This is a genomic window from Microbulbifer discodermiae (genome assembly GCF_040742695.1).
Taxonomy (GTDB): domain Bacteria; phylum Pseudomonadota; class Gammaproteobacteria; order Pseudomonadales; family Cellvibrionaceae; genus Microbulbifer.
Map to the genome: position 1 here is coordinate 73660 of NZ_JBFLAB010000015.1, position 13919 is coordinate 87578.

Here is a 13919-nt window from a genome sequence, read left to right on the forward strand (position 1 = left end):
CTACAGACGGAAGAAATGCTCCCGGTAGTGGCGCAGCTCGTTGATGGAATCGCGGATATCTTCCAGCGCGAGATGGCAACTCTGCTTCTGCACACCTTCCAGCACATCGGGGCGCCAGCGCCGCGCCAGCTCTTTCACCGAACTTACATCCAGATTGCGGTAGTGAAAATAGCGCTCCAGCGCCGGCATATATTTGACCAGGAAACGCCGGTCCTGACCGATGGAGTTGCCGCACATGGGAGAGGTTCCCTCCGGCACCCACTGACGCAGGAACTCCAGCGTTTCGCTCTCCGCCTGGCACTCATCCAGTGACGATTCACGCACCCGTGTCACCAGCCCGGAACCGCCATGCTGCTCCGTATTCCAGTCGTCCATGGCGTTGAGCAGTGTATCGCTTTGGTGTATTGCCAGGACCGGGCCCTCGGCCAGAATGTTGAGGTTGGAGTCTGTCACTATGGTGGCGATTTCGATGATGCGCTCGGCCTCGGGATCCAGTCCTGTCATTTCCAGGTCGATCCAGATCAAATTATTCTGCTCCACAAGACCTCCTCGATAACTCCGCGCAAGGTACCGCATTGACCGGGCGATGCAAGCTATAATCCGCGGCGTGTCAGCCCCGGTCCCCCAAATGAGCAAACGCAAACTCAGCCGGCGCCAGTTGTGGCGCATCGACAAAATCCAGCAGGAGCGGGAGGAGAGGGCGCGCCGGAGCGCCCAGCGGGCAGAGGGTGCGCTGCAGGAGGGCCATCTTGGCACTGAGCGGACCGGCCTTGTGATCGCCAACTATGGCACCCAGGTACTTGTGGAGGCCAGCGATGACCGCACGCTGCGCCAGCGCTGCCATCTGCGCGCCAATATCGACCCACTGGTGACCGGCGACCGGGTCGCCTGGCGGCCTGCGGTGGACGGGGCTGCCGGAAGTCTAGGGGTAGTCGGCGCACGGTTGCAGCGCCACTCGGAGTTGCAGCGGCCGGATCGCTACGGCGACCTGAAAACGGTGGCGGCCAATATCGATCGCATCGCCATCGTGATTGCCCCCCGTCCGCAACCTTTTGCCAATGCCATCGACCGCTATCTGGTGGCAGCCGAAGCCACTGGCATCAAACCAATCTTGCTGCTCAATAAAATCGATTTGATTGACCACCAAAACCGGGAGGCACTGGCGGAGATTCTGCAGCCCTACCCGCAACTGGGCTATCCGGTGATACGTCTTTCCACCAAGACCGGGGAAGGGCTGCCGCAGTTGTTGCGCACCCTCGCTCAAGGCACCAGTGTTTTTGTCGGCCAGTCCGGGGTGGGCAAATCCTCCCTGGTCAACGCCCTGCTGCCGGATGCGGGAGCGCGCATCGGCGCTCTTTCCCAGGCCACCCTCAAAGGCACTCACACAACCACTGCGGCGGAACTGTTCCACCTGCCGGGCGGTGGGGATCTGATAGACTCTCCGGGCATTCGCGAATTCGGCCTGTGGCACATGAGCGAGCAATCGCTGCTGGAGGGCTTTGTGGAATTTCGCCCCTATGTAGGCCGCTGCCGTTTTCGCGATTGCCGGCATCAGGACGAGCCCGGCTGTGCCATCGCCGAGGCGCTGCAGCGCGGCGCCATCAGCCAGCGCCGTATGAACAGCTTCCTGCATCTACGCAACAGCTTGCAGCGGCAAAATTAACGCACCCGTAAACAGCGTACCCGGTGTGGCGGCGGCCGCAATACCCGCTAACGGGCCGCTTTAACAACCATTGGATTGCAGAGGGATTCCCTTGTCACAGTCACTGCCTTTGATTCTCGAGCCACAGCAGCTGGCGGGTCTGCTCGATAGCAAGGATTTGCTACTGGTGGATCTGAGTGGCCCTGAAACTTATGCCCGCGGTCATATTCCCGGTGCCGTGCACCTGCCGTTTCAGGCACTGATGGCTGGCACACCGCCGGCACCCGGCAAACTGCCCAGTGTAGAGCGACTGACGGAGTTATTCCGCAGCCTGGGTTTGCGCCCGCAACACCATGTGGTGGCATTTGACGATGAGGGCGGCGGCTGGGCCGGCCGCTTTCTGTGGACACTGGAGGTAATCGGTCACCGGCATTACAGCTACCTGAACGGCGGCACCTGTGCCTGGCAGGGGGAGAATCTGCCCCTGTCCCGGGAAGCCACCACTCCGCCCCCGAGCGATATCGACATCGAGATTGACACAGCCATCCCCGCCACTGCCGAAGAGATACTACAGCAGTTGGGAGATCCACAATTTTCAGTCTGGGACGCCCGTTCACCACAGGAATACTACGGCGAAAAAGTGCTGGCCCTGAGAGGCGGGCACATCCCCGGCGCCGTCAACTGCGAGTGGACGCAGCTGATGGACCCCAAGCGGCACCGGCGCATCCGCAGGGATGCGCGCCAGCTGCTGGCACAATTGGGGCTCACCGGTGAGCAGAAAATTGTGACCCATTGCCAGAGTCACCATCGTTCCGGCTTTACCTGGCTGGTGGGCAAATCCCTCGGCTTCGACATCCGCGCCTACCCCGGCTCATGGAGCGAGTGGGGTAACCTGCCCGAAACCCCGGTGGAAAAGTAACTCCTGTAAACCAAAGTAAAAAAACTATGCACCCGAAATTGTTCTGCTCCCTGCAATACCTCACACCACAGCGCGCCTTGTCCCGCGCCGCCGGTGTGCTGGCGGAAACCCGCCTCAAGTGGATCAAGGATCCGTTTACCCGCTGGTTTGTACAGAAATACGACGTGGATATGGAAGAAGCGCTGGAGCAGGACTGCACCGCCTACGGAACTTTCAACGATTTTTTCACCCGCGCCCTCAAGCCGGAAGCCCGCCCCATCGCCGGTGGCGAGGATACCCTGGTGTGCCCAGCGGACGGCAGTATCAGCCAGTTGGGGGAAATTCATAACGGCCGTATCTTCCAGGCCAAGGGCCGCGATTACAGTCTGCTGGAACTGGTGGGGGGAGATCCGGAAACCGCTGCCCGGTTTACCGGGGGCAGCTTTGCCACAGTGTATCTGTCGCCAAAGGATTACCACCGGGTCCATATGCCGCTCGCCGGCAGGCTGCAAGCGATGGTCCATGTACCGGGCCAGTTGTTTTCCGTCAACACGACCACCGCGGAAAACGTGCCGCGACTGTTTGCCCGCAACGAGCGTGTAGTGTGCCTGTTCGATACCAGTGCCGGCCCCATGGCCGTGATCCTCGTCGGGGCCATGATAGTCGCCAGTATCGAGACGGTATGGGCGGGGCTGGTTACCCCCTACAGGCGGCGTATCCGCACCACCCACTATGGGCAAAAGGATCAGGTTCGGCTGGAGAGGGGCGAAGAACTGGGCCGTTTCCGGCTGGGCTCCACAGTGATTTTGTTACTGGGGGCGGACAGGGTCCGCTGGCTGGAAGCTCTGCAGGCGGAAAGCCCGGTGCGCATGGGCCAGGCATTTGGAGAGCTGGACTGACATCGGCCACTCTTTGTGTTGGCGGGGTTCTAAATCAGATTCGCAGCCGGTTGATTGGCGGTGGAGGGCTTGCTACGGCCGCAAGCCCGGGCTGAGAAAAGCCAGGGAGGGCCTTTTCGGCAACCGGTTAGCCGCGGCTGCCGCTCCGGGAGGGTCTGAAGATCCGGCCCAACAGCGATGGCAGTTGCCGCCGGCTAAACAAATAGCTGTCCCGCACTGCCGCGACATCCACACTCGCGTAGAGGTCCGGTGTCACACTCTGTACTATCCTGATCTTGTCGTCGACACTCAAACTGCCCCGGTCGATGAGCTTTTGCTTGGCGTCATCGTCCGCCGCCATATCGAACAGTCGCGCCTTGGGCAGTGGCTGCTTATCACTGTCCAACACCACCATCACCTTTGGCTTTAAGCGGCGCTCATAGCTCTGTTCCACCACCACGCCAATTTCCCCTGTTGAGAGTTCCACCTGAGTGCCAGTGGGATACAGCCCGATGGCCTGTATAAACTCCACCACCAGTTGCTCCTGAAAGGCGCTGTCGCGGAGGTCATACAGCCGGGCGACGGCTGTGGAGGGTGCCACAGGAACCCTTGCGTCGCGGGGATTGGTGACTTCATCGTAAAAAGTGACTATGCCGCACATGCGCGCCAGCACCGGTATCTTGTCCCCCCGCAAGCCGCGCGGATAGCCGCTGCCATCGTGCCGCTCGCGATGGGCGCGGACAATATCGGTGACCTGTGGATCCAGTTGTGTATCCGCCGACAACAATTGCGCACTCAGCTCGACAAACTTGCGGTATTCCAGTTCGCCACGGGGGTCGCTCCGGTCTGTGGTGACGGATTCCTGCGGCAGGCAGGTGAGACCCACGTCCTTCAGCAGCGCGGCTGTAGCCAGTCGCACCAGGTCCTGGTGGCGCAGGCCTATGTGGCGCCCGAACAGCATGGCCCAGATACTCGCCCGGATGGAGTGGCTGTATGTGTGCGCGTCCCTGTCCCGCACCCGAGCCAGCCAGGCAGCGGCATCGGGGCTGCGCAGTACACTGTCCACCAGTGACTCCGCATTGCGTCTGATCTCAACCAGGGGCAGGGGGCGGCCTGTCTCGAGTTGCGCCGAGAGATTCCGCATAGCGGTGTCGAGCTCACCGTACAGGCGGCGCGCCCTGTGTGCCTCCCGGCGCACGGGTGACGGCAGCGGATGGGCCTGATGGGACACCTGCACCGGACGGCAGGGAATGGCGATGGCCCGCTTGCGGCCCGCGGCCCCAGAGCCTGCGCGAGAGCCAGAGGCACTGACCATGCGGCGCAACTTTAGACCGACGTCGCCGGTGGTTTTCACTACATCGACATAAACGTAACGGCAATATTTCTGCAGCTGGCGAATGTCCGCCAGATCCCGGATATAAAAGCCCTGCAGCGCAAAGGGTGTCCGCGTCCAGGGGCGATCCAGGCGGGAGACAAACATCCCCCGCTGCAGATCGTCCACATGTACCTTTGCTTGCTCAGTTGCCACGGTGAAAAATACCGCTGCCTCAATTATCGCTGACAGATGCTGATAGTAAGCCCAAAGCGCAAAACGCGCATAGAGCTACCCACTATCGCTTCTTTAAAGGGGGATTCTAGCGCCTGCTAGGCGAAACACCTGTGATGCGTGTCACGAAAAATCACCAGTTGGCATATCTCAGCCGTGAAATGGCGGCGACAGCTCGTGTACCGCCTCGATCATAGCGCCGGCGTGTCTCGGGTCCACACCGGGGGTAATGCCGTGGCCCAGGTTGAACACATGCCCCGGGCCCTCACCGAACGACTCCAGCAGTGTCGCCACTTCCGCGCGTATGCGCTCGGGCTGGGCATAGAGCACCGCCGGATCGAGATTACCCTGCAGGGCGACACGGTCACCCACCCGCGCACGGGCACTGCCGATATTGGTGGTCCAGTCCAGCCCCAGGGCATCGGCACCGCTGTCCGCCATCGCCTCCAGCCACTGACCACCACCTTTGGTGAACAGTATCACCGGTACCGGCCGCCCTTCGGCCTCCCTGATCAGGCCACTGACGATACGCGACATATACTGCAGGGAGAATTCCCGGTAGGCAGCGTGACTGAGAACCCCGCCCCAGGTATCAAAGATCTGTACCGCCTGGGCGCCCGCGCGAATTTGAGCATTGAGATAATCGGTGACGGAAGCCGCCAACACCCCCAACAAGTGGTGCATCAACTCCGGTTTGTCGTACAGCATCTGCTTGCTGCGCGCGAAATCGCGGCTGGAGCCCCCCTCGATCATATAGGTGGCCAGGGTCCAGGGACTGCCGGAAAAGCCGATCAAGGGTACCCGGCCGTGCAGTTCCCGGCGAATGGTGGCGACGGCGTTCATCACATAGTCCAGCTGCCGCTCACTGTCGACTACTTGCAGCGCCTCAATATCTGCCGCACTGCGCAGTGGCCGGTGAAACTTGGGCCCCTCGCCTTCTTCGAAGTAGAGCCCCAGGCCCATGGCATCCGGGATGGTCAATATATCGGAAAACAGTATCGCGGCATCGAGCGGGTAACGCTCCAGCGGCTGCAGGGTCACCTCGCAGGCCAGTTGGGGGTTGCGGCACAGGTCCATAAAACTCCCGGCACGGGCGCGGGAGGCGCGGTACTCCGGCAGATAGCGCCCTGCCTGGCGCATCATCCACACGGGGGTGCGGTCGACGGGCTGGCGCATCAGTGCGCGCAGCAATCGGTCATTTTTCAATTCCGGGGATTTATTGGGGGACATGGATACAACAGCCGTTTGCAAGGAGGCGCTATTGTAGCCGGGCGGCGCTCGCGGGGACAGGGCGCACCCGGTGGGGGCGGCGCCCGAGGAAAATATCGCCGCTACCTACACCTGCAGATAGTCGAGTATGCCCTCCGCCGCCTGGCGTCCCTCCCAGATAGCGGTCACCACCAGGTCGGAACCCCGCACCATATCCCCACCGGCAAACACCTTGGGGTTACTGGTCTGAAACTTGAACGCCTGTTCTTCCGGCGCTATGACGCCACCCCAGTCGGCAACCTCTATGTGGTGGTCGGCGAACCAATCCGCCGGACTGGGGCGAAAACCAAACGCGACCAATACCCTTTCAGCGGGAATAATTTCCTCGGAATCGGGCACCACCTGTGGGCGGCGCCGGCCCTGTTCATCCGGCTCACCCAGCCGCGTGGTCACCACCTTGACCCCGGTGACGCCGCCAGCTGCACCACCACCGATAATTTCCACCGGCTGGCGGTTGAACAGGAACCTGACCCCTTCCTCCCGGGCGTTGACCACCTCGCGGCGGGACCCCGGCATATTTTCCTCGTCGCGGCGATAGACACAGGTGACGCTGCTGGCCCGCTGGCGAATGGAGGTGCGGTTACAGTCCATGGCGGTGTCGCCTCCCCCCAGCACCACCACTCGCTGGCCGTCGACCGAGATAAATTCCCCGGAATTCTTCTCCCAGCCCATGTTGCGATTGACGTTGGCCACCAGGAAGGGCAGCGCATCGTAAACACCGGGCAGTTCCTCGCCGGGGAAGCCACCCTTCATGTAGTCGTAGGTGCCCATACCCATAAACACGGCATCGTAATCGCCCAGAAGCTGGCCAAAGCTGATGTCGCTGCCGATCTCAGTATTCAGGCGGAATTCAATACCCATCTCGGTAAAAATCTCGCGGCGCTTTTGCATCACGGACTTTTCCAGTTTGAATTCGGGAATACCGAAGGTGAGCAGGCCACCGATCTCCGGATATTTATCGAACACCACGGGCTGCACGCCATTGCGCACCAGCACATCGGCACAGCCCAGGCCCGCCGGGCCCGCACCTACCACGGCCACACGCCGGCCGGTTTTTTTCACGTGGCTCAGATCCGGCCGCCAGCCCAGGGCAAAGGCGGTGTCAGTGATGTACTTTTCCGCGCTGCCGATAGTGACGGCACCGAAACCATCGTTCAGGGTGCAGGCGCCCTCACACAGGCGGTCCTGGGGACAGACGCGGCCACACACTTCCGGCAGGGTATTGGTGTGATGGCAGAGTTCGGCCGCCTCCATAACATTGCCGTCGGTGACCAGGCGCAGCCAGTTGGGAATGTAATTGTGCACCGGGCATTTCCATTCGCAATAGGGATTGCCGCAGTCCAGGCAGCGGTGGGCCTGACTGGCTACCTGGCGCTCGCTGTAGGGCCGGTATATCTCCACGAACTCGTTGGTGCGCGTGATGATGTCTTTTTTCGCCGGATCTATCCGGTCCAGGTCCACAAACTGAAAATCATTGTTGAGTCGCTGAGTCATGGTCGTCCCCTTACTCGCCCCGCTTGCGCACGTCCGCCAGCAGCCCGGCCAGGCTTGCGGCCTTGGGTTTCACCAACCAGAAACGGCTGAGGTAGTCGTCAAAGTTGTCCAGCAGCTCTTCTCCCCAACTGCTCCCGGTAGCGGCGACATACTCTTCGATGACCTCGCGCAGGTGACTCTGGTTGGGCTCAAGCGCCTCGCTGTTGATGCGGCGCAACTCGATCAGCTCGTGGTTGCATTTGTCGAAGAAGTTGCGCTCGAGATCCAGCACATAGGCGAAGCCACCGGTCATGCCGGCACCAAAATTAACCCCGGTCCGGCCCAGCACCGCCACCATGCCACCGGTCATATACTCACAACAATGGTCGCCGGCCCCCTCGACTACCGCAAAGGCACCGGAATTGCGCACGGCGAAGCGCTCTCCGGCACGGCCGGCGGCGAACAGCTTGCCGCCGGTGGCGCCGTAGAGACAGGTGTTACCGACAATACTGGTGTTCTGTGACTCGAAACTGCTGCCCGCTGGTGGGCGGATCACCAGCCGGCCCCCCGCCATGCCCTTACCCACATAATCGTTGGCGTCGCCGTCGAGATACATTTCCAGGCCGCCGGCGTTCCAGACCCCAAACGACTGCCCGGCGACTCCTTCCAGATGGATTTTCAGCGGTGCATCCACCATGCCCTGGTTGCCGTGGCGCCGGGCTATTTCACCGGACAGGCGCGCGCCAATGGAGCGGTCACAATTCGTCACGCGGTAACTGAAGGTACCGCCGGAGAGGCTTTCAATGGCCGGCAGCATGTCCGCCACCATGCGCTCCGCCAACGCCCCCGGGTCCCAGGGATTGTTCCGCGGCAGCTGGCAGGTCTGGGGCTTACCCTCCAGCAGTGAATCTGTGTGCAGCAGTGGCGCCAGGTCGAGTTTGTGCTGCTTGCCGGTCTCTCCCTGCAGAATTTGCAGAAGGTCGACGCGCCCCACCAGTTGTTCCAGGGTGCGCACGCCCAGGCGGGCCATCCACTCCCGGGTCTCTGCGGCCACGAAGCGGAAGAAGTTCATGGCCATATCGACGGTGCCGATATAGTGCTCGTCGCGTAAATCCTTGTTCTGCGTCGCCACGCCGGTGGCACAATTGTTGAGGTGGCAGATGCGCAGGTACTTGCAGCCCAGCGCCACCATGGGCGCCGTGCCAAAACCGAAACTCTCCGCACCCAGTATTGCCGCCTTGACCACATCGAGACCGGATTTCAGCCCGCCATCCGTTTGTACCCGCACCTTGTCCCGCAGGTCGTTGGCCCGCAGCGTCTGATGGGTCTCCGCCAGGCCCAGCTCCCATGGGGAACCGGCGTAGCGGATAGAGGTAATCGGACTGGCGGCGGTGCCGCCGTCGTAGCCGGAGATGGTAATCAGGTCGGCGTAGGCCTTGGCCACGCCTGCAGCGATAGTGCCGACACCGGGACGGGATACCAGCTTCACAGATACCAGTGCTTCCGGATTGACCTGTTTGAGATCAAAAATCAGCTGCGCCAGATCCTCGATGGAATAGATGTCGTGGTGCGGCGGCGGCGAAATCAGGGTAACGCCAGGCACCGAATAACGCAGTCGCGCGATAAGGTCGTTGACTTTGCCACCGGGCAGCTGCCCGCCCTCCCCGGGCTTGGCGCCCTGGGCGATTTTGATTTGCAGAACTTCTGCATTGACCAGGTAGTGGGGGGTCACACCGAAACGGCCGGAGGCCACCTGTTTGATTTTCGATACCTTGTCGGTACCGAAGCGCGCCGGATCCTCGCCGCCCTCCCCACTATTGGAGCGGCCACCCAGGCGGTTCATGGCCTGGGCCAGCGCTTCGTGCGCCTCCGGAGACAAGGCGCCGAGGGACATGGCGGCGGAGTCAAAGCGGCGCAGTATATTCTCCACCGGCTCCACCTCGTCCAGGGGAATCGGCTCTATACCCTCCCGCACCGCCAACAAGTCGCGCAGCGTCGCCACCGGCCGCCGGTTGACCAGGGTGGCGTAATCCCGCCACGCAGAGTAATCACCCCGCTGCACCGCCTGCTGCAGCGACGTGACTACGTCCGGGTTGAAGGCGTGATACTCCTGCCCGTGAACGAATTTGTGCAGACCGCCCGGCGACACCGGCTTGCGCGCCTTCCAGGCATTCTCTGCGCGGGCCGCCATATCGACCTGCAGATCGGAAAAGTCCGCCCCCGCGACACGGCTGGCGGCGCCGGGAAAACACAGGTCCACCACTTCCCGATGGAGCCCCACCAACTCGAACAGCAGCGCACCGCGATAGGAGGCGACAGTGGAAATACCCATCTTGGACAGGATCTTCAGCATGCCCTTGATGATGCCGTTGCGGTAGTTTTTCTGCGCCTCGGCGGCATCCAGCAGCAGTTCACCGGTATCGATCAGGTGATTGATAATACTGTAGGAAAAATAGGGGTGTACCGCCGTTGCCCCCACCCCCACCAGGCACGCCAGCTGGTGGGCATCGCGGGCACTGGCGGTATCCACCAGAATATTCGAGTCACAGCGCAGGCCGGCGTAGACCAAATGGTGGTGTACGGCACCGGTTGCCAGTAGCGCATCGATGGGCAGTTTGCCCGCCGCTATCTCGCGGTCGGACAGTACCACCAACACAATACCGTCCCGCACCGCCCGCTCCACTTCCGCACAGAGTGTTTCTATCGCGGCCTTGAGATCCACCCGCTGCGGGTCATAGTTCAGATCAAAGATTTTTGATTCGAAGCCCACCCGATCCACGTCCAGCAGGGCCGTGTATTTCATATGGGACAATACGGGGGAGGACAATATCACCCGGTCGGCGTGTTCCGGCGTCTCCTCAAAGACCGACTTTTCCCGCCCCAGGCAGGTCTCCAGCGACATGACAATCGTTTCCCGGAGGGGGTCGATGGGCGGGTTGGTCACCTGGGCAAACTGCTGGCGGAAATAGTCGTACAGGGCCCGGTTGTGGCGCGACAGCACCGCCATGGGTGTATCGTCCCCCATGGAACCCACGGCTTCCTGGCCCGACTCCGCCATGGGCCGCACCACTGTATCCCGCTCCTCCAGGGAGGAACTGAACAGTTTCTGGTACACCTTGAACTGCTGGAGGGAAAAATTATTGTCCACCGGTGCGGTGACCAGCGTGGAGCGGATACGGCGCGCCTTGTCTTTCAGCCAGCGGCGGTAGGGCTGTGCCTGCTTGAGTTTGTTGTCGATATCGGCAGTGTGCAGCAGCTTGCCCTCGCGGGTATCCACCGACAGCATCTGCCCAGGGCCCAGCCGGCCCTTGGCCACCACATCCTCCGGCTGGTAATCGTAGGTACCGATTTCGGAGGCGACGGTAATCACATCGTCCCTGGTGATCACCCAGCGGGACGGGCGCAGGCCATTGCGATCCAGTGTGCAGACGGCGTAGCGGCCATCGGTCATCACCAAGCCAGCCGGGCCGTCCCAGGGCTCCATGTGCATGGAAATATACTCGTAAAAAGCGCGCAGATCCGAATCCATGTTCTCGACGTTCTGCCAGGCCGGCGGCACCAGCATGCGCACCGCCCGATGCAGTTCCATACCACCGGCCACCAGCATTTCCAGCATATTGTCGAGACTCGATGAATCGGAACCCTCGCGGTTTACCAGCGGTGCCAGAGTGGCGAGTTCCGGCAACAGCCGGCTGGCAAATTTTGGCGTGCGGGCCACGGACCAGTTGCGGTTGCCGGTGATGGTGTTGATCTCACCATTGTGGGCCAGCAGGCGGAAGGGCTGTGCCAGGGGCCAGCGCGGCATGGTGTTGGTGGAGAAGCGCTGATGGAACACGCAGATAGCGGTTTCCAGAAAGGGGTCAGCGAGCTCCGGAAAAAACCTGGGCAGATCGGCGGGGATCATCAACCCCTTGTAGGCCAGCACCTGTGCCGACAGGCTGGCAATATACACATCGTCCAGCCGATCCTCGGCCAGCAGCTGCTCCGCGCGCCGGCGGGCGACAAACAGGCGCCCGTTGAACTGTACCTCCCCCAGCGGCTGTTCGGCATCATTGACCAGCAGATGCTCGAAACGGGGCAGGGATGCCCGGGCGATGGGCCCCAGACATTCGGGGTCGGTAGGTACCGACCGCCAGCCCGCAACCCTGAGCCCCTCTGCCTCCAGCGCGCCTTGCAATATCGCCCGCGCCCGGTCTGCAGCGGCCTCATCGAGCGGCAGCATCAGGGCGCCGATGGCATAGTTCTGGGTGAGTTCGATTCCCCACAGGCGACGCGCTTCCCGGCGCAGGAAGCCATCGGGCTTTTGCAGCAGCAGGCCACAGCCATCCCCGGTCTTTCCATCAGCGGCAATACCGCCGCGGTGGGTCATACAGGTGAGAGACTCGATCGCGGTTTCCAGCAGTTTGTGGCTTACTTCGCCTTTAAGGTGGGCAACCAGCCCAAAGCCACAGTTGTCTTTAAACTCATCCAAGTGATAGAGGCCGCTACCCATAGAATTCCCCATCGTTATCGTTACGGGACCCGCCCGACGCGGTCGACCATGGCGCTGCGCCGGTGTGCGGGGCGCGCCGACAAAAAAAGCCCGCTGAGGGGCTTTTGTTATTGTGGTTTCATGCCTGCGGTTTTTCCGCCGGGGCGCGCAATGTTACTGGGACAACCCTGCAATTGCAAGAAAATGCAGATTTTTATTCTGCCTCAGACCTGATAAGTAGATTTATCTGCTTATTGGGTGGGATTTGGTGAGCCAGTCCTCAAAATCGACCCACAGGCGGAAAGCAGGTCATCCCGCACCACACAATGCCAGGGCCTCGGCAATCCTCTCTCTGGGTGTGTCGTCCACCACCATCGCTTCACCCAATCGTCTCAGCAGCACCAGACGCAGGCGACCGTCCACCACCTTTTTATCCACCGCCATGGCGGTAAAAAAATCCTCCCTGGCCATGTCTTCGGGGGCCTCTTGGGGCAGTCCGGCCCGCTGTAGCAGGGTGCGAATTCGAGCCACCAGTTCCGCATCTATATACCCTTGCAGGCGGGACAGTTCAGCCGCCATCACCATCCCCGCGGCGACCGCCTCGCCGTGCAGCCACTGCCCATAGCCCTGGACTGACTCGATAGCGTGGCCAAAGGTGTGACCAAAATTCAGGATGGCACGCCGGCCTTGCTCCCGCTCGTCCTCCGCCACCACCGTCGCCTTGGCGCGACAGCACAACTGCACAGCGTGCGCGAGTATCTGCGTATCCCTCCGCAGCAATTCCTCCATATGTGCCTCTATCCAGGCAAAAAAAGGAGCGTCACAGATAAGACCATATTTGATGACCTCGGCGAGCCCCGCCGACAGCTCCCGTTCAGGCAGTGTCTGCAGCGTGTCCATATCCGCCAGCACCAGCTGGGGTTGGTAGAAGGCGCCGATCATATTTTTGCCCAGCGGGTGGTTGACCCCGGTCTTGCCTCCCACCGAGGAGTCCACCTGTGCCAGCAGTGTGGTGGGGACCTGCACAAAGTTGACGCCGCGCTGATAACAGGCCGCGGCGAATCCGGTCATATCACCCACGACACCGCCACCCAGGGCAACCAGAGTGGTGGAGCGGTTGTGGCGCCGCTGTAAAAGCGTGTCGAATATGCGGTTGAGGGTATCGAGATTTTTAAATGCCTCGCCGTCCGCCAGCTCCACCAGATCCACCTGTCCGACACCGCGCAAACCTTTGCGCAAAGTATCCAAATACAGGGGGGCGACGGTTTCATTGGTTACTATCAGTACCTGATCGCCGTGGATATAAGGCTGCAGTTGCTGCGGATCCCCAAGGAGTTGGCGGCCGATCACGATGGGATAGCCCCGGTCTCCCAGTTCGACGTTAAAGCGGTGCACCACTGTCCTCCGTTGAATCACCCGCGGTGATAACACTGGTTTTCGAAACTGCCTGCAAGCGCAGCACTCTAGCACAGTTTGGGGCACCGCCAGCGGCGCTTTTAATAGGGCATCTTCACACTAACTGAGATAGCCCTGCTGCTTCAGGTTTTGTGGCCTGCAAGGCAGGAATTGCGGAGTGTGGTGGGTCCGCAATAAGCAATTTCTAACGCCGCAGGGCGCGAAACCAGGGGCAGCCCTTCGGGTTGTGCCGGAAAAGGCGCCACTCTTCGTTGCTCGTCGCTCATTTGGAACAACCAAACCGCGCTCCTCTTGCCTCGATTGGCACCTTTTCTGTCACAACAGGG

Annotated in this window: 9 protein-coding genes; 3 read left to right on the forward strand and 6 right to left on the reverse strand. The window is 61.3% G+C overall.

What is annotated here, in order from left to right:
• Window positions 1-540, reverse strand: coding sequence for an oligoribonuclease (orn, locus tag AB1S50_RS07780; protein ID WP_367149989.1), 540 nt, complete (start codon window positions 538-540; stop codon window positions 1-3).
• 88 nt (window positions 541-628) lie between these two features.
• On the opposite strand from orn, the gene rsgA reads away from it, so the two are divergent.
• The 3 genes from rsgA to asd all read left to right on the forward strand — a co-directional run bounded on the left by rsgA (window position 629) and on the right by asd (window position 3439).
• Window positions 629-1663, forward strand: a complete 1035-nt coding sequence (rsgA, locus tag AB1S50_RS07785; RefSeq protein ID WP_367149991.1) for a small ribosomal subunit biogenesis GTPase RsgA — start codon at window positions 629-631, stop codon at window positions 1661-1663.
• Window positions 1664-1754: 91 nt separating this feature from the next.
• Window positions 1755-2561 carry a sulfurtransferase gene (locus tag AB1S50_RS07790; RefSeq protein ID WP_455363740.1) on the forward strand — a complete coding sequence of 269 codons (807 nt, stop codon included), beginning with the start codon at window positions 1755-1757 and terminating at the stop codon, window positions 2559-2561.
• A 26-nt stretch (window positions 2562-2587) separates the two neighbouring features.
• Window positions 2588-3439: an archaetidylserine decarboxylase gene (gene asd / locus AB1S50_RS07795; protein ID WP_367149992.1), complete on the forward strand. Its 852-nt coding sequence runs from the start codon at window positions 2588-2590 to the stop codon at window positions 3437-3439.
• 127 nt (window positions 3440-3566) lie between these two features.
• Here asd and AB1S50_RS07800 read toward each other — a convergent pair whose 3' ends face one another.
• The 5 genes from AB1S50_RS07800 to aroB all read right to left on the reverse strand — a co-directional run bounded on the left by AB1S50_RS07800 (window position 3567) and on the right by aroB (window position 13572).
• The gene (locus AB1S50_RS07800) at window positions 3567-4946 is read right to left on the reverse strand and encodes an HD-GYP domain-containing protein (RefSeq protein ID WP_367149993.1); all 1380 of its coding nucleotides are present in this window, start codon (window positions 4944-4946) and stop codon (window positions 3567-3569) included.
• A 168-nt stretch (window positions 4947-5114) separates the two neighbouring features.
• Window positions 5115-6194, reverse strand: coding sequence for a uroporphyrinogen decarboxylase (gene hemE, locus AB1S50_RS07805; RefSeq protein ID WP_367149994.1), 1080 nt, complete (start codon window positions 6192-6194; stop codon window positions 5115-5117).
• A gap of 105 nt (window positions 6195-6299) precedes the next feature.
• A complete protein-coding gene (locus AB1S50_RS07810; RefSeq protein ID WP_367149995.1) occupies window positions 6300-7727 on the reverse strand; it encodes an FAD-dependent oxidoreductase in 1428 nt (475 codons plus the stop codon).
• Window positions 7728-7737: 10 nt separating this feature from the next.
• A complete protein-coding gene (gltB, locus tag AB1S50_RS07815; RefSeq protein WP_367149996.1) occupies window positions 7738-12198 on the reverse strand; it encodes a glutamate synthase large subunit in 4461 nt (1486 codons plus the stop codon).
• Window positions 12199-12486: 288 nt separating this feature from the next.
• Window positions 12487-13572 (reverse strand): 3-dehydroquinate synthase, encoded by a 1086-nt coding sequence (aroB, locus tag AB1S50_RS07820; protein WP_367149997.1) that lies wholly within the window; start codon window positions 13570-13572, stop codon window positions 12487-12489.
• Between the last annotated feature and the right edge of the window lie 347 nt (window positions 13573-13919).